Genomic DNA, 25,204 nt, shown 5'->3' on the forward strand with positions numbered 1-25,204 from the left:
AGCCCTTCGACTGAGCAACTACAAAACCAGCTCTGCCCGCCGCGTACCCCACAACAACGATCCCCGCCCCACCAAAGGAAAAAGCAACAAGCTCTGGACAGGCCTCCGATCTTAACAACTACCTCCGCATCGCCTTGCCGGCGCGCGAACCACCCGAAAATGACAGCCACCACGTCCTGGTATCTCAGATCTCTCCGAATCCGGCTTCCACTTGCGTGCGCACCAGTTCCACGGCCCGTTGCGCGTCCGGACCCGTGGCCGAGACGTTCAGCTCCGTGCCCTGTGCGGCACCGAGCGTCATCAGCATCATGACCGACTGCCCGTCCACCCCGTTGATTTCAATATCCACATCCATGGCCCCGAGTGCGCCTGCCAGTGCCCCCGCCGGGCGGGCGTGCAGGCCCATGGGGTTGATGAGCCTCAGCACAGCCGTCACAGCGGTATCAGCCACGGCAGCGGATGAAGCTGGCCCCTCGGCAGCGGCCGGCGCGGGTACGGCGGATATGGCTGGTGCAGCCAGCGCCGTCTCGGCGGCCTTGAGTACCACCTCGAGTGATGCCCCGGATTGTGCGGCCACCGCGGCAGCAACCGCACCTTCAACCAAAGGCGCGTCGGCCAAGCGGACCAGCTCGGGGCTGCCCATGAATTCCATCGCGGCTTCGGCCGTCATGACGGCCGAGCCAAGATCGGTCAGCACCACTGCCCCGGCCCCGGTATCTGCCTGCCCCAGCGCACTCATGACCTTTTCCAGCGATGTCCCAATGCCGCCGTCGTCCATGCCACCGGCGGGAATCAAAACCACATCGGGGGCCATCTGCTCGGCCAGTTCAACAACCCCGGCCGCCAGCTGGGTGCTGTGGGAGACAATGACCAACCCTACGCTCATGCGCCCTCCCCCGCGGCCTGTGCTGCTGCACGCAAAATCAGTGCCGAGGAGACCGAGCCCGGATCGCGGTGCCCAATCGCCCGCTCCCCCAGATAGCTGGCGCGGCCCTTGCGGGCAATCAATGGATCCGTGGAGACGGAACCGGCCTCGGCAGCCGTGGCTGCCGCAGCCAAGAGGGCCGCCGGAGTGGCCCCGGAGGCAGCAGCTGCGGACGCGGCGTCCACGGCCGGGGTCCAGGCGTCAATCATGGTCTTCTCTCCCACTGACGCCTTGCCACGGGCAACCACACCGTCCCGTGCGGCGGCCAGGGCGGCGGCGAGCGTGTTTGAATCCAGCTCGGCTGCGTCCCCCACGGCTGTGGCGGCACGCAGGAATGCCGTGCCATAGAGCGGCCCTGCAGCCCCTCCCACCTTCGACATCAACGTCATTGCCACCAGCTTGAAGGCGGCTCCGGGGGTGGCGGGCGGCTCGGCGTCGAGCTTCGTCAGGACGGCACTGAAGCCGCGGTCCATATTTTCGCCGTGGTCCCCGTCTCCAATGACTCTGTCCAGCTCAATCAAGGCCATCCGGTTTTCGGCAATGACCTTTGCTGCCAGCCGCAGCCATTGCACGGCCCAGGCAGTGTCAAGTGTCGGTTTCATTTACATCCCCCAGCGCAGTGCAGGCGTGTTCACGGGTGCATCCCACAGCTCAATCATTTCATCGTCCAGGCGCAGCACCGAGATTGAGCAGCCCTGCATTTCCAAGGCGGTGATGTAGTTGCCCACCAGCGAGCGTTCCACAATGAGTCCGGCAGCTTCCAGGACCTTGGCGGCGTGCCGGTACACAATGTACAGCTCACTTGCCGGGGTGCCGCCCATGCCGTTGACAAAGAGCAGTACCCGCTCCCCTGCCGCCGGAGCAAGGTCGCTCAAGATCGGCTCCAACAGCCGTTGCGTAATTGCGTCGGCGTTCTCCATGGGAATCTTGTGGCGCCCCGGTTCGCCGTGAATGCCAATGCCAATCTCAATCTCATCCTCGGCCAGTTCAAAACTGGGCACCCCGGCATGAGGGACAGTGCAGGCGGACAGTGCAACACCCATGCTGCGCACGTTGTCATTGACGCGCTGGCCAATTGCGGCCACGCCGTCCAGATCATCCCCGCGCTCTGCGGCAGCACCTGCGATCTTTTCCACCAGCACGGTCCCAGCCACCCCGCGGCGCCCTGCCGTGTATAGCGAGTCCTCCACGGCAACGTCGTCGTTGACTAGGACGGTGCGGACAGAAACGCCTTCAGCCTCAGCCATTTCGGCTGCCGTCTCAAAGTTGAGCACGTCACCGGTGTAGTTCTTGACAATATGCACCACGCCGGCGCCAGCGTTGGCTGCGATGGTCGCCGGAATAATGGCGTCGGGAGTAGGCGAGGTGAACATGGGGCCGGGAACTGCGGCGTCCAGCATGCCGTATCCCACATAGCCTGCGTGCAAGGGCTCATGGCCACTGCCACCGCCCGAAATTAGCCCCACCTTGCCGGCCCGGGGCGCGTCCTTACGGGTCACAAAGAGCGGATCAGTGTGCACCCTTACATGTCCGGCATGTGCCTGGCCAAATCCCTCCACCGATTCATCGACTACCGTCTTGGGATCATTGATGAGCTTTTTCATGACTAAACCCTCCGAAATCACACAGCGATTAGTGGGGTGCCTTGAAACGGCCCCCCTCTGAACCCTACCCGGGCCTATGCCCCGTTGGTAGAGATGTCAGCTCTTCGCTGCGGTTACTACAACTGGCAGATCATCCTGGTATTGCCCAGAGTATTGGGTTTAACCCGGGCAAGATCCAAAAATTCGGCAACACCTTCATCGGCGGATCGCAGCAGTTCGGAGTAAACGGCGGGATCAACAACGCTCTGGTCGGCCATGACGGTGAAACCACTGCGGAGAAAGAAGTCCACCTCGAAGGTCAGGCAAAAGACACGGCTGACGCCGAGTACTCTGGCATTTACCAGCAACTTTTCAACGATCGCCCGGCCAATTCCCCTGCCCCGCAAGGTATCAGTAGTGGCGAGGGTGCGGATCTCTGCAAGGTCTTCCCACATGACGTGCAGCGCCCCGCAGCCAACAATTTCGCCATCAATTTCTGCAATCAAAAATTCTTGGATGGCCTCGAAGTAGGTGACGGACTCCTTGGAAATCAGAATTCTCTTCTCGGCCAGCGGGGCCACCAGATTCTTGATGGCGTGGACATCGGCCGTCCTGGCAGGCCGGAGGACAATAGCGGGGGCAATGGTTTGTGCAGTCACCGCTTCAGTCTATGACCCCGGGGGCACCTTAAACCGCCACCACTTAAACCACAGACGCCCGGTTAGCTAACTAACCGGGCGTCTGGCGAGGTACTACTTTGTTGCTTTAGGTTTGGTTCTTTAGGCCGAGGCCGTGATGGCGTCCGGGATGTTCGGCTTGGCCGTGCCCACAAAGGTGAACTTCGCCTCGTCGCCCTCGCCCTCAACGCCCACTGAAACGATGTCGCCATCCTTGAGCTCACCGAAGAGAATCTTTTCGGAGAGGTTATCCTCAATCTCACGCTGGATGGTGCGGCGCAGCGGCCGGGCACCCATCGCGGGATCGTAGCCCTTGGTGGCGAGCAGGACCTTGGCGGCGGGTGTTAGCTCAATGCCCATGCCCTTATCTGCCAAACGAGTCTCCAAGCGTGCAACCATGAAGTCCACGATCTCGATGATCTCGTCCTGTGTCAGCTGCGGGAACACCACAACGTCATCGACACGGTTCAGGAACTCGGGGCGGAAGTGCTGCTTGAGCTCCTCCGAGACGCGTGCCTTCATCCGGTTGTAGCCGGTCTGTGTGTCCGAGCCGGACTGGAATCCAGTGGCAATCGACTTGGAGATGTCACGCGTGCCCAAGTTGGTTGTCATGATGATGATGGTGTTCTTGAAGTCCACCACTCGGCCCTGGCTGTCGGTCAGACGACCATCTTCGAGAATCTGCAGCAGCGAGTTGAACAGATCGGCGTGAGCCTTCTCCACCTCATCGAAGAGCACCACGGAGAACGGACGGCGGCGGACCTTCTCGGTCAGCTGGCCACCTTCTTCGTAGCCAACGTAGCCCGGAGGGGCACCGAACAGGCGCGAAACCGTGTGCTTTTCCGAGTACTCGGACATGTCCAGGGTGATGAGTGCGTCTTCGTCGCCGAAGAGGAACTCAGCCAAGGCCTTCGCCAGCTCGGTCTTACCAACACCGGTGGGACCGGCGAAGATGAACGAACCACCCGGACGCTTGGGGTCTTTCAACCCCGAACGCGTACGGCGGATCGCCTGCGAGATGGACTTGATGGCTTCGTTCTGACCCACCACACGCTTGTGCAGTTCATCTTCCATCTTCAGCAGACGCGTGGACTCGGCCTCGGTCAGCTTGAAGACCGGGATACCGGTGGAGTTCGCCAATACCTCAGCGATGAGTTCTTCGTCGACCTCGGAGATCTCATCCAGGCCACCTGACTTCCACAGGCGTTCTTTCTCGGCACGGGCGGTGATGAGCTTCTGCTCATCGTCGCGCAACGAGGCGGCACCCTCAAAGTCCTGAGCGTCAATGGCGTCTTCCTTGCGCTTCTTGACAGCAGCAATTTCACCATCCATGGCCTTGAGCTCGGGTGGTGCAGTCATGCGACGGATGCGCAGACGGGCACCGGCCTCATCGATCAAATCGATGGCCTTATCCGGTAGGAAGCGGTCACTGATGTAGCGGTCAGCCAACGTAGCAGCCGCCGTCAGCGCACCGTCGGTGATCGAGACGCGGTGGTGTGCCTCGTAGCGATCACGCAGACCCTTGAGGATCTCAATGGTCAGCGGAACGGTGGGTTCCATCACCTGGATGGGCTGGAAGCGGCGCTCAAGAGCGGCGTCCTTCTCAATGTGCTTGCGGTACTCATCCAAGGTAGTGGCACCAATGGTCTGCAGTTCACCACGAGCCAACATGGGCTTGAGGATCGAGGCAGCATCGATGGCACCTTCGGCGGCACCGGCACCCACAAGGGTGTGGATTTCGTCAATGAAGAGGATGATGTCCCCGCGGGTGCGGATTTCCTTGAGGACCTTCTTCAGGCGCTCCTCAAAGTCACCCCTGTAGCGCGAACCAGCCACAAGGGAACCCAGGTCAAGGGTGTACAGCTGCTTGTCCTTGATGGTCTCAGGCACGTCGCCGCGCACAATGGCCTGCGCCAAACCTTCAACAACGGCTGTCTTGCCCACGCCGGGCTCACCAATGAGGACCGGGTTGTTCTTGGTGCGGCGAGAGAGGATCTGCATGACGCGTTCCATCTCATGCTCGCGCCCAATGACCGGGTCAAGCTTGTTTTCCCGTGCCGCCTGGGTCAGGTTCCGGCCAAACTGGTCCAGCACCACCGAACCCGCGGGCTGGCCCTCGGGTTGCTGGCCGCCACTAGCCGCCGGCTCCTTGCCCTGGTAGCCGGAAAGCAGCTGGTTGACCTGCTGGCGCACGCGTCCAAGATCCGCTCCGAGCTTTACCAGCACCTGCGCGGCAACGCCTTCGCCTTCACGGATCAGCCCGAGCAGGATGTGCTCGGTGCCAATGTAGTTATGGCCCAGCTGTAGCGCCTCACGCAGTGAAAGTTCAAGAACTTTCTTGGCGCGCGGGGTGAAGGGGATGTGCCCGCTAGGAGCTTGCTGCCCCTGCCCAATGATCTCTTGGACCTGTTCGCGAACACCGTCCAGCGAAATGTTCAAGGACTCCAAGGCCTTGGCGGCAACACCTTCACCCTCGTGGATGAGGCCGAGCAGAATATGCTCCGTGCCAATGTAATTGTGGTTGAGCATGCGGGCCTCTTCTTGGGCCAGCACAACAACACGTCGGGCTCGATCAGTGAATCGCTCAAACATTTCGCCACACTCCTTTTACTGCGTACTTTGATGCTACGCAGTAGCCGGGCCTCGTGGGGGCGTGTTCGCCACAGGGGAAATAAGAATCCTTGATCCTGCTGGTTAAAGTACGACGGCGGGGCCACCTCATGAGGTGGCCCCGCCGTGGTTCTTGGGTGGGCTAAGCGTGGAAAAGCTTACGCCTGACCGCCCTGCGCTGCATGGTAGGCATCGCGAATCTCTGCCTGAATGCGGCCCCGTTCGTGGACTTCGAACCCATTTTCACGAGCCCAAGCACGGATCTGAGCTACGTCGCTGCCAGATTTGGGGGCAGTCGCAGCTCCGCGACCACGGACCGCACGGCCTCCTGCACGGCGCCCGGCAGCAATGTATTTGCCAAGTGCCGTACGCAATGCTTCTGCATTCTCGTTTGAGAGGTCAATTTCATAGCTGATACCGTCCAGCCCAAAGGTGACATTTTCATCAGCGGGGCTCTGGTCAATATCGTCTACAAGTGTGATGTGAATTTTCTGTGCCATGGGGAGTAATCGCCTAACATAGATTTAATGAATACTTCTGAATAAATTATGGTTCGAAAATTCTTTCACGTCAAAGTTCAATCAATAGCAGCGCCGTTAGCTGCCTTGTTCACCGGAGGAATCCGCTTCCCGCTCCGCCTTTATCATTGCTTCACGCTCTGAACGATCCGCATTGAATATTGCCTTCATGGCGAAGTAGAAAAGTGCACCAACACCCAATGATGGCAGAATAACTGCAATGTATTCCATTTTCTTTGCTGCTCCTACTCTGGCTTCATCAAGGGAAAGAGAATGGCTTCCCGAATACCAACACCTGTGAAGAGCATGACCAAACGGTCAACACCCAGGCCCAGACCCCCCATGGGTGGGGCACCGTATTCCAAGGCCCGCAGGAAGTCTTCGTCCAACTGCATGGCTTCAGGGTCTCCTGCCGCCGCTGCCAGTGATTGCTGGGTCAAACGTTCGCGCTGGATTACCGGGTCAATGAGCTCAGAGAATGCTGTTCCGGTTTCCCGGCCGTCAATAATCAGGTCCCACGCCTCAATGAGGTTTTCCTTGTCCCGGTGCGGACGGGCCAGGGGCTGGGCCGAGGGCGGGTAATCGCAAACGAAGGTGGGCTGAATTAGTGTCGGTTCTACAATTTCACCAAAAAGTTCCGTGACAAGCTTTTCAGCATCCCAGGCCGGATCAATTTTGATGTTGCGCTCGTTCGCAATGGCGCGCAATTGCTCTGCCGTTGTCTCGGGGGTGATTTCCTGGCCAACACCGTCGGAGAGGCCCTGATAGACGGGTAGCCATGGCCATTCTCCGTCGAGGTTAATTGGTCCGCGATCAGTTTCAATGACACGTGAACCCACGGCATCTGCTGCCGCAAGAATAATGCGCTGCATGATTTTTGCCATGGTGAATTGATCACCATAAGCCTCATAGGCTTCCAGCATGGTGAATTCCGGGCTGTGCGTTGAATCGACCCCTTCATTGCGGAAGATTCGGCCCACTTCAAAGACCTTATCCATGCCCCCAACCACTGCACGCTTCAAGTACAGCTCAATTGCAATACGCAAAGTCATGGGCTGGTCAAAAGCGTTAAGATGCGTGTGGAACGGGCGGGCTGAAGCCCCACCATGGATGAGCTGCAAAATGGGCGTTTCAAGTTCAATGTATTCTTCGCCGTGGAGCGTGTCCCTGATGGCCTTGACGATGGCTGAGCGCATCCGAACTTGGTCGCGGGCGGTGTCGCGGACAATCAAGTCAACATAACGCTGGCGCACACGCATTTCTTCGGAGAGTTCTGCGTGCAGAACAGGCAGCGGGCGAAGCGCCTTTGATGCCATAGCCCATTCGGATGCCATGATGGAGAGTTCACCGGTACGGGAGCTGATGACCTCACCCTTGAAGAAGACGTGATCGCCTAGGTCAACCAGAGCCTTCCAGTCGGCCATCGCGCCTTCGCCCACATTTGCGAGCGAGAGCATGATCTGCAGACGTGCTCCGGCACCCGATTGAAGTGTGGCGAAGCACAGCTTGCCCTTGTTACGTATATACACAACCCGGCCGGTGACACCAGCCACATCACCTGTTGCTGTGTCTGCTTCAAGTTCCAGATATTTTGCGCGGATCTCTTCGAGTGTGTGGGTCCGCGCCACCCCAACCGGGTAGGCCTGTTCGCCTCGTTCAAGCAACTTGGTTCGCTTGTCCAAACGGACAAGCATTTGCTCAGAGGCGTCATTGGGTTCAGGGGAAAGGGTATTTTCTGCGCTCACGAGTTAACAGCTTAGTTGGTGAATCTGGGTGAATCCTACGTGCCTAGTTTTCCACCCTCTTACTAGCCTCCCCTCACCTTCCCTGCAGAAGAGTTCTACTCTTCTTTGTGACGGTTCTAGGCGGGCTCTGCGGTAGAGCCGCGCACTACCAGCGTGGCCGGCAACGTCTTGGGTACCGTCTGCGCAGCCTCTCCAGCCATGAGCTTCTGTAATTCCCTACCGGCGAGCCGCCCCATTTCCAGTGCCGGTAAATGCACTGTGGTGAGGCCAGGATTCGAAGTTGCAGAATATGGCAGATCGTCAAAGCCAGTCACTGCTAGCTCTTTCGGAACAGCCAGTCCCGCAACACGCGCTTCCTGCAGAACCCCGTAGGCGTGGGTGTCTGTTGCACAAACGACGGCGGACACCCCCTTGTGCGACCAATCCGACCAGGAGTCAGTGAACGCCAGAGCCGCCGCACCGACGTCAATCATGGAACTGCCTTGGGCCACCACTTTGAGTCCGAGCTGGGCTGCGGAACGGTGGAAGGCCTCGCGGCGCACACGGAACGTCTCCGTACCTGTTGAGCTGTCAAGATAAGCCACCGCAGCGTGCCCTTGCGCTTCCAGGTGGAGTGCCAGCAAGTGGGCGCCGTGGGCAACATCGAAGTTGATTGAGGGCGCGGCGCTGGTAATACCGGCGGCATCCAAAAGCACCATGGGATCGCTCATTTGAAGCTCGGCCAAAAAATGTGCACTGGGGGCGTCAACTAACAAACCCGCCGGGCGCAGCGCCAGCAGCTTGCGCACATCTTGCGGTGCGGGGGTTTGCCCGGCCTCGGTCACCGAGAGCAGTAATTGGAAGCTCTCGCCTAGAACTTCCCTAACACCGGCAATGACCTTGGCAAAGAAGGGATTGGAAACATCCGGGGCCACCAAGATGACAATATTGCTGCGCCCCTTGGCGAGTGAGCTGCCCAAACCGTTGACAACATAACCCAGCTCGGCAACAGCTTCTTGGACCCTGGCAATGTTTTCCTTTGAGACCCGGCCCGCGGTCTTGCCGCTGGTCACCAGTGAAACCGTTGCTACTGAGACTCCGGCCCTGGCTCCCACCATGGCAGCCGTGACACGCGCGGACCCTTCGCGGGGTACAGAGGAGGTTTTAAAATCATCCATGCAGCGATCCTATCGAGGCCACAGCGGAGTTGTTACAAGCGCAATGGATCAAACGCTTAACGTAAAGTGCGTTAAGCGGTTGACGTGAGGTGCTTTTCGGTGCCAGACTAAGCGCTGAGCAAGATCCCGGCCCGCCGGAATCCCCCCAACGACGTGGAGAATTAAGTGAATATGGAACAGAACCTCACCACAGGTCTTACTGCCCCCACCGGCGCGCCCCGCAAGATCATCCTTGACTGCGATCCCGGCCATGATGACGCTGTAGCGCTGCTTTTGGCACACGGCAACCCGAACATTGAGCTGCTCGCCGTGACCACGGTGGTGGGTAATCAGACCCTTGAAAAGGTCACCCGTAACGCCCTTTCCGTGGGTACCATTGCCGGCATCACCGGCGTCCCCTTTGCCGCGGGCTGCGACCGCCCGCTGGTGCGCACCATTGAAACGGCGCCAACAATTCACGGTGACTCCGGCATGGACGGCCCCGATCAGCCCGAGTCAAGAATCGAGCTTGACCCGCGCCACGCCGTTGACCTCATCATTGAAACTGTTATGGCGCACGAGCCCGGCACAATCACCTTGGTGCCCACTGCCGGCTTGACCAACATTGCTATGGCTGTCCGCAAGGAACCGCGCATCGTTGAGCGCGTGAAGGAAGTTGTCCTGATGGGCGGCGGTTATCACGTGGGTAATTGGAGCCCTGTAGCTGAATTCAACATCAAGATTGACCCCGAGGCCGCACACATTGTCTTCAATGCGGGCTGGGAAGTTCTCATGGTGGGCCTTGACCTCACCCATCAGGCACTCGCCACACCCGAGGTTGTTGCCGCCATCGAGGCTGTGGGCACAAAACCGGCCAAGTTCGTTATGGAACTCATGGAATTCTTCACGCAAACCTATAAGGACGCCCAGGGCTTCGACTACCCACCGGTCCACGACCCCTGCGCCGTGGCCTACGTCATCGATCCAACAGTTATGACCACCCAGAAGGTTCCCGTTGACATTGAGCTCACGGGCACACTGACCTTGGGTATGACCGTGGCCGATTTCCGCGCCCCGGCACCGGCCGGCTGCAAAACCTCAGTGGCTGTGAGCCTTGATCATGAGAAGTTCTGGAACATGGTCACCGATGCCCTGGTACGCATTGGCGAGGTTGACTTGTGAGCCACCCTCTCTCCACCACGAATAAGTTTGCCAAGACCGGCAACATCACGGCCCTCATGGTGGCGTTGCTAACTGCCTGCATTGCCTTCCAGCTCAATGCCTCCATGCTCAGCCCGGCGCTGGTCACGATGGGCGAGGAACTCAACGCCAGCCAAGCGGCCATTGGCCTGTCCCAAACGTGGTTCTTCACCGCGGCAGCTGTGTTCTCTTTGTTCCTGCCCCGCCTGAGCGACATCATCGGGCGCAAAAAGGTCCTGATCGCCATGATGGCAATGATGGGCGTTGGTTCCATCATCTCGGCCATGGCCCCAGACATCACGTGGCTCTTTGTAGGCCGGATCATTCAAGGCATTAGCGGACCCACTGTTCCGTTGTGCCTAATCATGCTCCGTTCCGCCGTGCGGGATCCCAAGAAGTACGGTGCACTGATGGGCCTTGTCACGGCCGTCAATGGCGGGATCGCGGGCATTGACTCCTTCGTGGGCGGCTACTTTGCCGAACACTTTGGCTTCCGCAGCATTTTCTGGCTCATGGTTGTTGTGGCCGTGATCGCTACTGTGCTGATCGCGTTCCTCGCCGGTGAATCAAAGCCCGGCGAAGGCACGAAGATGGACTGGCTTGGCGTATTTTTCATTGTTATTGCCGTTGGCGCCCTGCTGACCGCACTGAACGAGGCCACCAAGTTGGTGGGCAGCTTCACGCCCGGTCCGTTGCTGAGCGCACTGGCCTTGGCTCTGGTCTCCGTGCTAGCTTTCATGGCGTTCTGGACAGTGGAGAAGCGTTCGGCGCATCCCATGGTGGAGATTGTGCACCTGCGCCAGCGCTCCACTTGGGCGCCGCTGCTGACAACAACGCTGACCATGACCGGTATTTTTGCCGTGATCAATGGCATTGTGCCGGCCTTCGTGCAGGGCGCCGATCCCGGATTTGGGATTGGTGCCACCGAGATGAGCCTGCTAATCCTGACCCCTTACGCTCTACTCGGCTGGGTTTTTGGCCCCATCACGGGCCGTCTGGCCCCGGTGTTTGGCTACACCAAGATGCTAAGAATTGGCCTGCTGGGCAGCATTGGCTCCCTCGCCATCATCGGCTTCCTGGGCTTGCATAGCCTGCCGTGGATGATTGCTGGAACCGTATTGCTGGGCATTATGTATGCCGGTACGGTGAACATCATGCTCAACGGTCTTGGTGTGGTGCTGTCCCCCGAAGGAAACCCTGGCTTCCTGCCTGGCATGAATGCCGGCGCTTTCAATCTAGGTGCCGGGCTCAGCTTTCTAGTGCTGCCGGCCATTTTAGTAGCAACGGCTCCACTAGGTGGCCACGGCTCCTATTTGACAGTGGTTGTTGTGGCCTTGGTTCTGAGCGCCGCCGCGTTCGCCGCCTCGTTGCTGGTGCCTAAACCCCTCGATGCCGAGGTGGGTCCATGAAAGCTTCCAGAATTGTTGTTGCCGGGTCCCTGAACGCAGATCTGACCATTTATACAGAACGCCTGCCCTCCCCCGGCGAAACCCTGCATGGCCACGGTTTTGCCATCAATCCCGGCGGCAAGAGCGCAAATCAGGCAGTTTCCGCCGCCCGCTTAGGCGGCAATGTCACTCTCTTGGGTGCTGTTGGAAGCGATTCCAACGGTGAGATGCTACTGGCTTCCACGGCTGGTGCCGGCGTTGACGTCAGCCACGTCCGGCGAGTCAGCGAACCCACGGGAGTTGCCATCATCTCGGTTGATGCCCGGGGCGAGAACAGCATCATCATCTCTGCCGGCGCTAACGGTACCCTCTCCCCCGCGGATATGAACCCGGAGCTGTTCAACGGCGCCGGCGTGGTGTGCCTGTGCCTAGAAGTTCCTCTGGAGACCGTGCAGGCTGCTGCCCAAGCAGGGCACGACGCCGGAGCAAGCGTCCTGCTCAACCTCTCTCCGTACGCTGCGATCACCACAGAGCTGGCACAACTGAGCGATGTTTTGCTCGTCAACTCCCACGAGGCCTCGCAATTCCTTGATGGCTTCATCATGCCTGCCCCGGATGCCCCGGTAGCCGCGTGGCTTGGCGCCGTGGAGAAGTTCGCCGGACGTGGATTGCATCAGGTTCTAGTCACACTAGGGGCGGCGGGATCCATGGTGCTGGACGCACACAACATAGATAATCCAGTAGTGCGCATAGCCCCGACAGCCGTTGACGCCGTGGACACCACTGGAGCCGGTGATGCTTTCACAGGCGCCGTTGCCGCCCGACTCGCAGCTGGCAGCACCCTTGTGGAGGCTGCCCGCTACGCCTCTGTTGCGGCGGCATTGGCTGCTACCAAGAAGGGCACCCAGACGGCCTACCCCTCAGGCACAGAAGTAGACGCCATCCTCCAGTGATGCGCACCAGCAATTTGCTCTAAGAAAGCCCCGACCATACTCTGGCCGGGGCTTTCCATTCTGCTCTGCGCACAGTTCCGGTTGCCGCGTGAGGGTGGCGGCGTCAGCCCAAGGGCATGTTATCTATGAGCCGAACCGGGCCCACCTTGGCAGCGATCAGCACCAGAGCCTCGCCGGTGAACGGCGTGTCCTGGCAGTTTTCGCCGCGAACTTCCAGCGTGGCCGGATCCACTACTTCCAAGTAGTCCAGGTCAACGCCTGGGGCGCTACGCACTAAATCCACGGCGGAATCAATGTCCAGTGGTTCATGGGCATCGGCCCGGCGCTTCAGGAACGCCAAGGCACGGAAGAGTACCAGGGCGGATTCACGCTCCTGCTCCGAGAGGAAACGGTTCCTGCTCGAAGAGGCCAGCCCGTCCGCATCACGCACGGTGGGGACGGGAACAATCTCTACCGGGAAGTTCAAATCAGCCACCATCTTGCGCACCAAGGTGAGCTGCTGGGCGTCCTTCTGCCCAAAATAGGCCCGGTACGGTAGACGCCCGGCAGCATCAGGGGCCGCCAATCCAGGCCCGGGCATGCCCACGTGCAATAGTTTGGCGACTACCGTCAACGCGCCGTCAAAATGTCCGGGGCGTGAGGCGCCCTCGTACATGTTCCCCAGCTTCCCGGCCGTGATCCGCACCATCGGCTCCCCCGTGGGGTACATTTGCTCCACGGTTGGGGCGAACATGAAATCAACGCCCACCTTTTCCAGCAGCGCCAGATCGGCATCGGTGGTGCGCGGGTAGCGGGCCAGATCGGTGGCGTCACCAAATTGCAGTGGGTTCACAAACACACTGGCCACCACCACGGAGTTCTCCGCCACCGCGGCCGCCGCCAGCTGGGCGTGGCCATGGTGCAGGGCACCCATGGTGGGCACCAGGGCCAGGGTACCGACTGCCCGCGCCCCAGAACCTACCTCGCCGCCTCCGGCCCCGGCCCTGGACACTAGCAGCGCGGACGTTTTGGCCTTCAGCTCGGCAATGGTCCTTACAAGTTCAATGCTCATGGTCTTCTCTCATCAACGCTTCTTACAACTGCCGCACCACCCGTCACCCAGGTGAGAGGAACCTAGCTTCCGGCTACGCCCGTGTCAGCTTCGTCGTCGGGCATCAACGCCGCCTGGATACCAAGATACGCCTCCGCGGAAAGCATCCGGCGCTTGGCCGCCCGGGCAGCCGTGCTGGCAGACATGGCCAGGTACGCGTCAAGGACGTCAGCGGAAGAAGTGTCCAGCGCGTACTCGCGTAAGGCGGACGCGTGGGCCGCCACGGTTCCGGCATCCCCGCGCGCCACCGGACCGGTCAGTGCCGATTCCCCCGTGGTCAGCGCATTCTCCAAGGCTGCACGCAGCAAGGGACCCAGCACCTGGCCACTTGACTCCACGCCAATGTCAGCCAATATCTGCCCCGCCTGGGCCACGAGAGTGACCATGTGGTTCGCCGAATGCGCCAGTGCCGCGTGGTAAAGGACACGGTCAGCCTCGGCAATAACCACCGGTTCCGCCCCCATCTCCACCACCAGTGCTTGGGCGATGGGCAGCATGGCTGGCTCGGCGCTCACTCCGAAGCTGCAATCAACCAGGCGCGTAAGGTCTAGGCTCATGCCGGTGAAGGTCATGGCCGGATGCAGAGCCAAGGGAATCCCACCGGCCGCCTTGACAGGGGCCAGCACCCCCGTACCGAAACGTCCCGAGGTGTGCGCCACCAACTGCCCGCCGTGCCATGCCCCCACGGCACCCAGCCCCGCAACAAGATCGCTCAGGGCATCATCCGGAACAGCCAACAGCACCAGTTCCGAACGTTCCACAATGTCAGCCACGTCAAGGACCGGAACTCCTGGCAGCAGCAGTTCCGCCCGCTCACGGGATTCCTCTGACACCGCAGAAACACCCACAACAGCGTGCCCGGCACCGCGCAGCGCCGCCCCAAGGACTGCTCCGACCTTGCCAGCTCCAATGATTCCAATGCCAAGCCTGCCAGGCTTAATCGCCATTTTCCGTCTCCTCAGGGAGTTCTTGTGGTGCCGCGGATGCGAGCCATTTCTCGTCACGGTGGATCCGGCGTGCGGTTGCCGCGCGGGCGGCTTGTTCATTAAAGAGTGCCAATGAGTTGGCAACTGACATGTGACGGACCAAAGGCCTGATGGGGCCAACAGTGGAATGCAGTTCGAAGCTGGCCAGGCCCAACACCGCCATGAGCGGGCCTTGGTGCAGACCGAGGGATTGGGTCCGCTCATGCGGCACCACCTGCAAACGCCGGACGATCCTGCCATGGCGGCACAACAGGGCCGTTTGGGTGGCCCGGAAAGCGTTATAACGCCAGGCAAAGGGATCGAGCCAGCGGGCGGAGGGCGGGGAATGCACAAAGCCCTCCCTATTACCGGGGCCCTTGAGCCCTGCGGTAAACACCTCGAAGGGATTTTCCACGCCGGGGTCCGGAAATACCAGTCCCAGCACGGCCATGACTTCGGCTAATGTTCCGGCCGGGAGCATGACGGTCCGTGAGCCATGATCCGAGGAATCGGCCCCATAACCGGCCACGTTCACATGAACCTTGTACCAGCCAAAGGGGCGCCACATGGGCCCCTGGCTAATACCAACCGCTTGGATCCGGCCCGGCGGAATGGTCTGAGCTCTCGTTTCCAACAGGCCGTAGTGCAGGCGGATGCCATCAGGTGAGAGTGCAATCCGGAAGTTAAAGTCACCTGTGATGGCTTTCCAGTAAGAGGCTGCCAACCCAATGAACAAGGGCACGGCAGCAACTAAAATACCGAGCTCACCGCTCCACACAGTAGCTACCACCACGGCACCCACCACCAGCAGGGCGGTAACCGTGGTCCCGCTGAACACGACGGCGCCAATAATTCTGGCCGGTTTCAGGGCTAGAACGTGACTTTCCGGCGCCTCCGCCACCTCGGTCGGTGCCAGAGGGTCAACGGACAGGCCTGCCGCACGGGCCAGAATCGCGGCCCGGAGCCGCTTGGCCTCCGCCAGCTTAAGGAAGGACAAGCGCATGGCCGACTTCCCGCCGTCGGCCACATCAAATTTCAGCTCCGCCAAGCCAAAGGCCCGCGCCAGCAGGGGTTGGACCACATCAATAGCCTGCACCCTGTCAATGCGGGCTCGGCGCTGCTGACGGAACACCACACCGGAGTTGATGTGCACGTGATCATCGGTGACCTGGTAGCGGGTAAAACGCCAGGATAAGAAGAACGCCAGGCCAAAGATCACAGCAGAGGCAGCCACCACAAGCACCATGATCAAAAACGCCATGCCGCCAGGAGTGGGCAAGGCACCTTCAACCCCGTCGCCGGAAAATATCGAGTCCAGCGAGTTTCGGCCAAAGACAAACATGACGGCAACAACTGCCACCCAGCCGCGGACCAAGGGTGAGACGGGATGAACCCGATGCCATTGCTCCGGCGCGTCCGTACGAAAGGGCTGCTCTTGGAAGAATTGTTCGCTCACAAGCCGGCCAGTTTCGCCTCACCGCGGGCCGATAACTGTTCTCTCAGGCGCCCGGCCTCGGCTGCCGGCAGCCCGTTGAGGAGCGCATTGGTCCCGGGCGAGGCCGTATGCAAATGAATGGTGCTCAAACCCAGCATGCGTTCCAAGGGCCCCATGGTGACATCCACATATTGCATGCGCCCGTAGGGAACCACCATGACCCGGCGGAACATGATCCCGCCACGGATAAGCAGATCATCGTCCCGTTCGGCATAGCCGATGGCCCGCACCTGGCGTGGAATAAGAATCATTTCCCAGAGAAGAATCACCACCACAATGATCGGAGCCAGCCACGCCAACCAGGCCGGATAACCGGCCCAAACTCCGCTGCGGTGCAGGATCAGCGGTACGGCCGTGATGGCCAGGACTAGCAAAGCCCCGATTACCGCGGTGATGAAACGGGCAATTACGAGTTTCCCGGAGACAGGAAGAAAAACCACGCCCTCAGGATCAATTGAGTGGCTCTGAGATTTAGGCAAACCCTTCCTCCCCCTGTGCTTCACGCTTGGGCCGGGTGGTGGTGCCGGGTTCGTTGTCTTCCGGCGGCACCTTGCAAAAACGCTCCACCATCACACCGATGGCCACCATGACGAGCCCGCCGGCCAAGTGGGCCACCATGACCCAGATAATCGAAAGATCGCTGCGCATGGCAATAGTTGGCAGCTGGTTGATGAGGATGCCGGCATGCCAGCCGAAAAGTACGGCACCAGCATAGGCGCAGGCCTGCGCCAAGATCACTGTCCGGGCAGCCAACAACGGATCGAGTGCTTTTTCCCGCTTGCCGTCACGCCAACGGCGCACCTTCAGGCCCAGAATGAGGCAGACCACGGATATCAAGCCCATGGTGATCAGCGAGCTCAGCGGCAGCACAGGAAGGGCCAGGCTGGCCCGGGACGTAAGTTCCGTACCCACCCAGGAAACGGCAGCCAAAACAATAGCTACGCCTACCAACCACGCGGGCCTGATAGTCCGCATCGTGCTTCTCATTGTTGCCTCATCGCTTCATTGGTGACTACTTATTTAACCGTACTGGTTTTTGGGCCGTTGGGAATTCGTAGCCTTAGGGAAACTGCTAAGGTGCCAGTGCTGCGGGTTCATCTGGCACATGGAAAATCCCTGCCATGTCAGGAGCGGACTGGGCCAGTTGCGCCACAGATTCGCCCACTAGGGTGGCGTTGGGGTCCATGAGTGACCAGGGGTAGAGCACAAACGCTCTTTCGCCCGCACGCGGGTGCGGCAGCGTCAGCACCGGGTCTGAGCTTTGCTCGTCCCCGTAAATGATGATGTCAACGTCTAGAGTGCGGGCGTCCCAACGCACCTCACGGGTGCGGTGATGAAGGCTTTCCACAGCCTGGCAGTGTGCCAAAAGTTCCCGGGAGGTCAGCGTTGTCTCCACGGCAATAACCATGTTCAGGAAGTCCGGCTGCCCGGCCGGCCCGCCAACAGGCTTCGTGGACACCACGGGAGAAACGTTTTGCAGCCGCACTTCGGGGCGGTCCACAAGATCACCCACGGCGCTTTGCAAAGTACCTTCGCGTTCACCGAGGTTGCTGCCAAGAGCCAAAATGGCCCGGGTCAGCACACGGGTGGCGCTCATGAGCTCTCCACGGCCGTGGTGGCGGGCTGCACCGATTCACGGGTACGGAAAACAGTGATGCTGACATCCCCAAACGGCACCTGGATGGGGGCCTTGGGCTTGTGAACTGTCACTTCAACAGCCTGAACCACGGGAAAGTCAGCCAAAATCTTCTCGGCCAAGCACACACTCAGCGTTTCAATCAGGTCAAAGGCCTCACCTGTCACTACAGCCACGATGGCTTCTGCCACGGCGCCATAATCTGCCGTCTTGGACAAGTCATCCGTGGCAGCGGCCGCACCCACATCCATGTGCAGGACGGCGTCGGTGATGAACGGTTGCCCGTCCCTTTTCTCATGCTCAAAAACACCGTGGTACCCAATGGCCGTAACTCTCGTCAAGCGGATCGTGTCAAGCACGCTCACTGTGCTGCACCGGCGGCTGCAAGACGCTCTTCACGCCTTTTCTTCCCCTGCAGGAGCCGTGCGGCTACCTTTGCAGCGTCAAGGCTGGCGCCGACGTCGTGCACCCTGACGCCCCAGATGCCCTGCGTACCGGCCAAGGCCGTAGTGGCTGAGGTGGCGTCGTCGCGTTCTTTCGGGGCAGCGGCCTTGCCCGCACTGGTCAAGAGCGATCCAAGGAAACGCTTCCGCGAGGTACCCACCAGCACCTTGTTGCCCAACGCCGTCACCCGGTCAAGGTTTGCCAGCAGTTCCCAATTTTGTTCGGCATTTTTGGAGAAGCCGATGCCCGGGTCCAGGATCAGATTTTCTGCCTTGACTCCGGCGGCGTAGAAGCGCTCACGAATCTCGCCGAGTTCGGCCACCACGTCCTGCACAACATCCGTGTACTGCGTAAGTGAATCCATGTGGCGTGAGTCCCCGCGGCTGTGCATCAAAACGTACGGGACTTGGCGTTCGGCGATCAGCGCGATCATGTCCTCATGTACGTTGGTGCCAGAGACATCATTGATCATCCCTGCCCCGGCATCCAGCGCCAGCGCTGCGGTAGAGGCGTGGCGGGTATCCACGCTCACCAGTGCACCGGCCTTGGCCAAGGTGCCAATGACATGCAGGATGCGCTCCTGCTCTTGGGCCGCTGAGACTTCCACTGCACCGGGGCGCGTGGATTCACCGCCCACGTCGATGATGTCCGCTCCCCCATAAAACATGCGCAGCCCATGGGCGATCGCGGTCTCGGTGGAGTCATAGTCACCGCCGTCACTGAAGGAGTCCGGGGTGCAGTTCAAGATACCCATCACCACGGCACGGTCTGTGGGCAGAGCGGCAAAAGTTGCCAGCGACTTACGGGCCCGCAGAACGGGCAGAGGCGAGGTGGCCGGGCCCGTTCCGGGCGCAGCAGCGAGGGAATCCATGGTGTTTAGTTTTACCTTCCGAGAATCAGGGACATGGCTTCAGCCCGGGTTGCGGGTTCGTGAAGCAAGCCGCGGACAGCGCTTGTGACTGTCTTGGCCCCTGGTTTACGCACGCCACGCATGGACATGCACATATGTTCACATTCAATGACGACAATGGCGCCACGAGGTTTAAGATGCTCAATCAGGGCATCCGCAATCTGGCTGGTGAGGCGTTCTTGCACCTGTGGACGCTTGGCATAAATATCCACCAACCGTGCCAGCTTGCTCAATCCCGTCACTCGCCCGTCCGACGACGGGATGTAACCTACGTGGGCACTGCCGTGGAACGGCACTAGATGGTGCTCACAGGTTGAATAGAACGGGATGTCCTTAACCAGCACCATTTCCTCGTGGGAGATGTCAAAGGTCACGCCCAAAACTGCTGCGGGGTCCTGGTGTATGCCGGCAAAAACTTCACCATAAGCCTTGGCAACACGTTTGGGTGTTTCCAGCAGACCGCTACGCTCCGGATCTTCACCAATGGCCAGAAGAATTTCCCGCACAGCAGCCTCAATGCGCGGCAAGTCCACCTTGTATTCATCCTCGTATTCAGTCACGGATGTGATCTTACCGGGATTAGGGCTGGCCTGGGAGCTGAGGGGCGTCACCCTTGCCCAGATCGATGCCAGGAGAGTTACCGGGTGCGTCGAGTTCTCCACTGAGCTGTGCCTTGGCGATCTGATCCTCAGGGGAGAGCGTTTCAGGGTTCGGCTCACCCGCGGCTGCGGCTTCGCGGCGTTCCTTTTCAGTGATGACAGGGGGCAGGTCCGAGACCGGGCGGGATTCTTTAGACAGCCAGACCCGACGCTGGGCGGGCTTGCGCAGATCAATGAAGATCTTTGCAATCTCGGCCTGGTTCAGCGTTTCACGTTCCAGCAGTTCCAGCGCCAACCGGTCCAAGATGTCACGGTTCATGATCAAAGCCTCGTACGCGTCATCGTGAGCCTGGTCGATGAGCTTGCGGACTTCCTCGTCAACCATGGAAGCAACCGCTTCGGAGTAGTCCCTGTCATGGCCTGCCGAACCACCCAAGAACGGTTCGCCGGCCGCCGTACCCAACTTCACGGCACCAATGCGCTCGCTCATGCCGTACTGCGTGACCATGGCGCGCGCGGTTCCGGTGGCCTTTTCAATATCATTTGATGCACCAGTGGACGGATCGTGGAAAACGATCTCCTCAGCAACACGGCCACCCATGGCGTAGGCCATCTGGTCCAGCAGTTCATTGCGGGTGATTGAGTACTTGTCATCCTCCGGAACCACCATGGTGTAACCCAGGGCGCGGCCGCGCGGAAGAATGGTGATCTTTGTGACCGGAGCCGTGTTGTGCATGGCTGCGGCAACCAACGCGTGTCCACCCTCGTGGTACGCGGTGATCTTGCGCTCCAGTTCCTTCATGACGCGGGTGCGCTTCTGCGGGCCTGCCATGACGCGGTCAATTGACTCGTCCAGGGCCCTGTCATCGATCAGCTGGGCGTTGGAGCGGGCTGTCAACAGGGCAGCCTCGTTGAGCACATTGGCCAGATCGGCACCCGTGTAACCGGGAGTCTTCTTAGCAACGGCGTTCAGGTCAACACCGGGAGCCATGGGCTTGCCCTTGGCGTGCACCCGCAGGATCTGTTCGCGGCCCAAACGGTCCGGAGCCTCCACGGGGATTTGACGGTCAAAACGGCCCGGACGCAGCAACGCGGGGTCCAGGACGTCGGGACGGTTGGTCGCGGCGATCAAGATGACGTTGGTTTTGACGTCAAAGCCGTCCATTTCCACCAGCAGCTGGTTGAGGGTCTGCTCGCGTTCGTCATTACCGCCACCAATGCCGGCACCACGGTGACGGCCAACGGCGTCGATCTCGTCAACAAAGATGATGGCCGGGGAGTTGGCCTTGGCCTGCTCAAAGAGGTCGCGGACTCGGGAAGCACCCACGCCAACGAACATTTCAACAAAGTCAGACCCTGAAATGGAGTAGAACGGCACATTGGCTTCGCCTGCAACGGCGCGGGCCAGCAGGGTCTTGCCGGTACCGGGAGGGCCGTACAGCAGCACGCCCTTGGGGATCTTGGCACCCACAGCGGTGAACTTGTCGGGGTTTTGCAAAAAGTCTTTGATCTCGTGGAGTTCCTCAACGGCTTCATCAGCACCGGCAACATCATTGAAGGTCACCTGCGGGTGGTCCTTGGTGAGCAGCTTGGCCTTGGACTTGCCGAACTGCATGACCTTGTTGCCGCCGCCTTGCATGCGGGAGAACAGGAACCAGAAGATCAAACCGATCAGGACGAACGGGATGAGGAGGGAGAAGATGCTCGACCAAAAGTTATTGGACGCAGGCTGGTCATCAAACTTCGCCAGCTTGGCGTTATCAATGACCTCCGGCAGGGTGGTTGCGCGGTAGTTGCCGTAGAAGAACTGGACGTTTTTGCCCTGGTCCTTGCCGTCGGCATTGACATAGTTGTCCTTGAGGATCATGTCCACTCGGCCTTCGGAACCAAAGATCTTAGCCGAGGCAACCTTGTCATTTTTGAGCAGGCTCAGGCCATCTGAAGTTCCAATGCGGCTTTGGCTTGTGCCGGTCAACGTAAATAGGCCGGCTCCAATGAGCACAACAACCACAATGATCCAGATAAATGGACCCTTGAAGAGTTTTTTGACTTTCATGTGTTCGAGGCCAGGCCTCGTCCCTTCCGCTCAACCAATTCATACTCGTACAGGACGCTACCGGCACGTCCCCGACTAATAGCTTTACACCGTTCGTCTTGCTACACGCACAGGATCGCCCTTTAGTTCCCTGAGGGCATAACGAATTCGGCAATTCTGCAATTGTTGCTCGCTCCAGGGGCGCTTATTGACTCTCGAGGAGTAAAAGCAACTATCTGAGTGTGCCGCCCTGAGCTTATGCGCCTGGTTGACTGCTGCCATGGCACAGCCTTCACAGTGACGCCGCTGCAGGTGCTTCGCGTGCGCATCATTAGAGCGGCAGGGCCCGTCACGGCGCGACAACGCTTAAAAGGTTGCGCGCCCGCTTCCATAGGGGGAACGGGCGCGCCACAGTGCACTTTATTCGTAAATGTGCGGTGAGAGGGTGCCGATGAAGTCCAGGTTGCGGTACTTTTCAGCAAAGTCCAGACCGTAGCCCACAACAAATTCATTGGGGATCTCATAGCCCACATATTTGACGTCAATCTCAACCTTGGCTGCGGCAGGCTTGCGCAGCAGGGTGCAGATTTCCACCGAAGCCGGTCCGCGCGACATCAGGTTGGCGCGCAGCCATGACAGGGTCAGACCCGAGTCAATGATGTCCTCAACAATGAGCACATGCTTGCCCATGAGGTCGGTTTCCAGGTCCTTCAGGATCCGGACAACGCCGGAGGACTGGGTGCCGGAACCGTAGGAGGAAACAGCCATCCAGTCCATGGTGACGTGGCTGTGCAGGGCGCGGGACAGATCAGCCATGATCATGACAGCGCCCTTGAGAACTCCCACCAACAGGACATCACGGCCCTGGTAATCGGCATCAATCTGCGCGGCCAGTTCGGTTACGCGTGTTTGGATTTGTTCTTTGGTAAAAAGAACGTGCTTGAGATCGGCTTGGACGTCTTGTGAATCCACCCATGACTCCTGTTTGTGAAGGATTGGTACTGGTTTTTAGGCTGTTTCTTGGTGCGTGTTGCGCTCAACTGCTGCGCTTAAGAACAAGCTTCCCATAGCTGGCGCCTTCGTGGGGAACACTGTGCTTGCGGGAAATTCGCCAGGCACTGACTTTTCCGGCCAGTTGCACCGGTCCGGCCGATCCGCTCCGGGCTAACAGTGTTTCGGCGGCAGCCAGCCGTTCAAGGCTGGGCTGCACCCCTCCAAGTTCGACGGCGGCCAGCGCCAACACTCTCATCCGTAGGGCCGCGGGCAGTCCCCTGAGGCCGTTCTCGCTCAGTGCAATCTGTGGGAATTCCGTGCCTGATTCGGTACTGCGTTGCGCCAACGTGACAAATTCCGCTTCGGCAAGTTCATCAAGGAAGTCAGCGTCGTAACCCAAAATGGTAGCCGAGCGTGCCAGCGACGCCGCCACGCCAGGGCCAAGTTCGGCACCGAGGAACGGGAGCACGGTGTTGCGTACGCGGACTCGCAGATAGGCGGGGTCTTGGTTGGCGGGGTCGTGCCACGGGGTCAGGCCCAGGGCCTGACATATGGCCAATGTCTCATCGCGACGCAACCCTAAAAAGGGGCGGACATACATGCCGCGGCGTTCACGCATGCCGGCCAGGGAGCGGGTTCCGGAGCCACGGGCCAGCCCCAGCAAAACGGATTCCGCCTGATCATCCAGGGTGTGACCCAAAAGTACCTGATCGGCGCCCAGCTGGTGTGCTGTCGCCTCAAGTGCCCCAAAACGGGCAGCGCGAGCAGCCGCTTCAGGGCCCGCGCCGTCGTGCTCCAGGTCCACGGTCCGCACCACAACCGGGTCCAGGCCAAGCCCGCGCAACTGCCCGGCGGTGGCTTGAGCAACCTCGGCACTGCCTTCTTGCATCTGGTGGTCAACCACCACGGCCCCCACCCGCACCTCACCACGCGTGGCAAAAAACGCACACACAGCGGCCAGCGCCAGAGAGTCGGGGCCGCCGCTACAGCCCACCAGGATCAGTGGCGGATTCTGGACTGGGCGGTTCTTACCGGTGGTTTTCAACCCGAGCAGGCCGCCCACCATGGCCCGGGCCTTGCCCACGGTCGGATCGAGCCGGCCTCGGGAGGTGCCCTGCGCCAACATTAGAGCCCCATCCGTTCAACCCAGAGGCGGGCGTTGTGAATTTCTTCCTCCGTGGGCAGATTTTCCACTTGGGTCCACACGTTATTGAATCCCTCCATGCCGACAACGCCAACGGCGTCGCGAACAAATTTGGCGCCATCGCTGTACTGACGCATTTTGGCGTCCAGGCCCATCAGATTACGGATGAACTTTTCAATCACACCGCGGTCCTTGCTGCGGCTGTTGAAGCGCTGGCGAATGGTGCGAACTGTGGGGACAATACTTTGGTCAACACCGTCCATGACCACGTTCGCGTGCCCTTCCAACAAGCTCATGACCGCGGTTAAATGCGAGAGTGCCGCCTTTTGATCAGGGTTCTGGATCAGGTCAAGGACACTGCCGCGGTGAGCTTCACCAGCGGGAGCCGCCGCCTTCTCCTTCTTGCTGCCCAGTGATTTGGCAGATTCCAGAAGACGCTCACCAAAGTTCTCGGAGTCACCCACCAACAGAGCCCCAAGCTTCTCAATCTCACCGAGCATGTGGTGGCGCAGCCACGGCGCAGCAGCGAATTGGACCCGGTGGGTCTGCTCGTGCAGGCAGACCCAGAGCCTGAAATCGGCAGGGTCAACTTTCATCTCACGCTCCACTGTGATGATGTTTGGCGCCACCAGCAAAAGCCGCCCACCCGAGGCCTGCTGTTTGGGCGAGGCGGAGGGCGCCAACGCGGCAAAGGGATCGTACTGGCCCAAAACTTTGCTGGAAAGGAACGCCAGGGCGCCACCTAATTGGGCGCCCGTAACAGTGGCGCTCAGTGCTGATCCGCCGGTGTTGCCCGCCTTGGACGATTCGGCTGCCTTGGCAGCGAGTGCGCGTAGTACGGGGTCCATCATGACTTCAAAGCTCTGAGTATTAGCCTTGGCCCAAGAGGCCCTATCGACTATGAGAACCTCAGAATCACGCAGATCCCTTGCCGCTTCGAGCTGGGAGATTTCATGGACGTAGGGCACCGAGCGTTCGGCCATCAGGCGCATATTTTCCACGGCTGCGGATATTTCCGAGCCCGATAAGGCCGGCCCGGCAGGCGCCAAATTGGCAGCTGTTCTGGCCGCGAGGCCCCAATTGACCATAGTGGGAGGTGGTGCGGCTGCGTCATTGCTGTGCGGGCTCATGAATCCATCAGATCACAATTCCCTGACA

Annotated in this window: 25 protein-coding genes; 3 read left to right on the forward strand and 22 right to left on the reverse strand. The window is 59.9% G+C overall.

Going from position 1 to position 25,204, the window contains the following annotated elements; translation table 11 throughout:
* Positions 1-184 precede the first annotated feature (184 nt).
* The 9 genes from dhaM to ABIB48_RS10905 all read right to left on the reverse strand — a co-directional run bounded on the left by dhaM (position 185) and on the right by ABIB48_RS10905 (position 9,215).
* The gene (gene dhaM, locus ABIB48_RS10865; protein WP_354212981.1) at positions 185-886 is read right to left on the reverse strand and encodes a dihydroxyacetone kinase phosphoryl donor subunit DhaM; all 702 of its coding nucleotides are present in this window, start codon (positions 884-886) and stop codon (positions 185-187) included.
* A complete protein-coding gene (dhaL, locus tag ABIB48_RS10870) occupies positions 883-1,527 on the reverse strand; it encodes a dihydroxyacetone kinase subunit DhaL (RefSeq protein WP_354212982.1) in 645 nt (214 codons plus the stop codon). Before dhaL ends, dhaM begins: the two co-directional genes overlap by 4 nt.
* Positions 1,528-2,529, reverse strand: coding sequence for a dihydroxyacetone kinase subunit DhaK (gene dhaK / locus ABIB48_RS10875; protein ID WP_110105823.1), 1,002 nt, complete (start codon positions 2,527-2,529; stop codon positions 1,528-1,530). It abuts the gene before it with no gap.
* A 116-nt stretch (positions 2,530-2,645) separates the two neighbouring features.
* On the reverse strand, positions 2,646-3,152 hold the full coding sequence (locus tag ABIB48_RS10880; RefSeq protein WP_110105947.1) for an amino-acid N-acetyltransferase: 507 nt from the start codon (positions 3,150-3,152) through the stop codon (positions 2,646-2,648).
* A gap of 135 nt (positions 3,153-3,287) precedes the next feature.
* Positions 3,288-5,777, reverse strand: a complete 2,490-nt coding sequence (locus ABIB48_RS10885; protein ID WP_110105822.1) for an ATP-dependent Clp protease ATP-binding subunit — start codon at positions 5,775-5,777, stop codon at positions 3,288-3,290.
* Between the two features lie 176 nt (positions 5,778-5,953).
* Positions 5,954-6,295: a histone-like nucleoid-structuring protein Lsr2 gene (locus tag ABIB48_RS10890; RefSeq protein WP_110105821.1), complete on the reverse strand. Its 342-nt coding sequence runs from the start codon at positions 6,293-6,295 to the stop codon at positions 5,954-5,956.
* A gap of 96 nt (positions 6,296-6,391) precedes the next feature.
* Entirely contained in the window at positions 6,392-6,544 is a 153-nt protein-coding gene (locus ABIB48_RS10895) for a hypothetical protein (RefSeq protein ID WP_170120936.1), read from the reverse strand.
* Between the two features lie 14 nt (positions 6,545-6,558).
* The gene (gene lysS / locus ABIB48_RS10900) at positions 6,559-8,007 is read right to left on the reverse strand and encodes a lysine--tRNA ligase (RefSeq protein WP_110105946.1); all 1,449 of its coding nucleotides are present in this window, start codon (positions 8,005-8,007) and stop codon (positions 6,559-6,561) included.
* Between the two features lie 167 nt (positions 8,008-8,174).
* Positions 8,175-9,215 (reverse strand): LacI family DNA-binding transcriptional regulator, encoded by a 1,041-nt coding sequence (locus ABIB48_RS10905; protein ID WP_245932119.1) that lies wholly within the window; start codon positions 9,213-9,215, stop codon positions 8,175-8,177.
* Positions 9,216-9,386: 171 nt separating this feature from the next.
* Here ABIB48_RS10905 and uriH point away from each other — a divergent pair, with 171 nt between their 5' ends.
* The 3 genes from uriH to ABIB48_RS10920 are packed head-to-tail and all read left to right on the forward strand — an operon-like array spanning position 9,387 to position 12,735.
* Positions 9,387-10,376 carry a uridine-preferring nucleoside hydrolase UriH gene (gene uriH, locus ABIB48_RS10910; RefSeq protein WP_110105820.1) on the forward strand — a complete coding sequence of 330 codons (990 nt, stop codon included), beginning with the start codon at positions 9,387-9,389 and terminating at the stop codon, positions 10,374-10,376.
* 56 nt (positions 10,377-10,432) lie between these two features.
* Positions 10,433-11,803, forward strand: coding sequence for a uridine transporter UriT (gene uriT / locus ABIB48_RS10915; protein WP_354213068.1), 1,371 nt, complete (start codon positions 10,433-10,435; stop codon positions 11,801-11,803).
* On the forward strand, positions 11,800-12,735 hold the full coding sequence (locus ABIB48_RS10920) for a ribokinase (RefSeq protein WP_110105819.1): 936 nt from the start codon (positions 11,800-11,802) through the stop codon (positions 12,733-12,735). The genes uriT and ABIB48_RS10920 overlap by 4 nt, the downstream gene beginning before the upstream one ends.
* Before the next feature lie 103 nt (positions 12,736-12,838).
* On the opposite strand, the gene panC is transcribed toward ABIB48_RS10920, so the two are convergent.
* From panC to ABIB48_RS10985, 13 genes are all read right to left on the reverse strand, one after another.
* A complete protein-coding gene (gene panC / locus ABIB48_RS10925) occupies positions 12,839-13,786 on the reverse strand; it encodes a pantoate--beta-alanine ligase (RefSeq protein ID WP_354212984.1) in 948 nt (315 codons plus the stop codon).
* A 62-nt stretch (positions 13,787-13,848) separates the two neighbouring features.
* A complete protein-coding gene (locus tag ABIB48_RS10930) occupies positions 13,849-14,772 on the reverse strand; it encodes a Rossmann-like and DUF2520 domain-containing protein (RefSeq protein ID WP_354212985.1) in 924 nt (307 codons plus the stop codon).
* Positions 14,762-16,246: a PH domain-containing protein gene (locus ABIB48_RS10935; protein WP_354212986.1), complete on the reverse strand. Its 1,485-nt coding sequence runs from the start codon at positions 16,244-16,246 to the stop codon at positions 14,762-14,764. The genes ABIB48_RS10930 and ABIB48_RS10935 overlap by 11 nt, the downstream gene beginning before the upstream one ends.
* Positions 16,243-16,725, reverse strand: a complete 483-nt coding sequence (locus ABIB48_RS10940; RefSeq protein ID WP_245932117.1) for a PH domain-containing protein — start codon at positions 16,723-16,725, stop codon at positions 16,243-16,245. The genes ABIB48_RS10935 and ABIB48_RS10940 overlap by 4 nt, the downstream gene beginning before the upstream one ends.
* Positions 16,726-16,756: 31 nt before the next feature.
* Positions 16,757-17,260 (reverse strand): DUF3180 domain-containing protein, encoded by a 504-nt coding sequence (locus ABIB48_RS10945; RefSeq protein ID WP_354212987.1) that lies wholly within the window; start codon positions 17,258-17,260, stop codon positions 16,757-16,759.
* A 97-nt stretch (positions 17,261-17,357) separates the two neighbouring features.
* Positions 17,358-17,882 carry a 2-amino-4-hydroxy-6-hydroxymethyldihydropteridine diphosphokinase gene (gene folK / locus ABIB48_RS10950; RefSeq protein ID WP_354212988.1) on the reverse strand — a complete coding sequence of 175 codons (525 nt, stop codon included), beginning with the start codon at positions 17,880-17,882 and terminating at the stop codon, positions 17,358-17,360.
* Positions 17,879-18,262 (reverse strand): dihydroneopterin aldolase, encoded by a 384-nt coding sequence (gene folB, locus ABIB48_RS10955; protein ID WP_218913004.1) that lies wholly within the window; start codon positions 18,260-18,262, stop codon positions 17,879-17,881. Before folB ends, folK begins: the two co-directional genes overlap by 4 nt.
* Before the next feature lie 20 nt (positions 18,263-18,282).
* A complete protein-coding gene (gene folP / locus ABIB48_RS10960; protein WP_354212989.1) occupies positions 18,283-19,236 on the reverse strand; it encodes a dihydropteroate synthase in 954 nt (317 codons plus the stop codon).
* Between the two features lie 11 nt (positions 19,237-19,247).
* Complete coding sequence (folE, locus tag ABIB48_RS10965; protein WP_308467752.1) at positions 19,248-19,835, reverse strand: GTP cyclohydrolase I FolE; 588 nt, start codon at positions 19,833-19,835, stop codon at positions 19,248-19,250.
* A gap of 19 nt (positions 19,836-19,854) precedes the next feature.
* On the reverse strand, positions 19,855-21,930 hold the full coding sequence (ftsH, locus tag ABIB48_RS10970; RefSeq protein ID WP_315914516.1) for an ATP-dependent zinc metalloprotease FtsH: 2,076 nt from the start codon (positions 21,928-21,930) through the stop codon (positions 19,855-19,857).
* 399 nt (positions 21,931-22,329) lie between these two features.
* Complete coding sequence (gene hpt, locus ABIB48_RS10975) at positions 22,330-22,881, reverse strand: hypoxanthine phosphoribosyltransferase (protein ID WP_110105810.1); 552 nt, start codon at positions 22,879-22,881, stop codon at positions 22,330-22,332.
* 64 nt (positions 22,882-22,945) lie between these two features.
* Positions 22,946-24,028 (reverse strand): tRNA lysidine(34) synthetase TilS, encoded by a 1,083-nt coding sequence (gene tilS / locus ABIB48_RS10980; protein WP_354212990.1) that lies wholly within the window; start codon positions 24,026-24,028, stop codon positions 22,946-22,948.
* Positions 24,028-25,176 (reverse strand): Rv3626c family coenzyme F420 biosynthesis-associated protein, encoded by a 1,149-nt coding sequence (locus tag ABIB48_RS10985; RefSeq protein WP_354212991.1) that lies wholly within the window; start codon positions 25,174-25,176, stop codon positions 24,028-24,030. The genes tilS and ABIB48_RS10985 overlap by 1 nt, the downstream gene beginning before the upstream one ends.
* Positions 25,177-25,204: the final 28 nt, after the last annotated feature.

Source organism: Arthrobacter sp. UYCu511 (assembly GCF_040547105.1).
GTDB classification, from domain to species: domain Bacteria; phylum Actinomycetota; class Actinomycetes; order Actinomycetales; family Micrococcaceae; genus Specibacter; species Specibacter psychrochitiniphilus.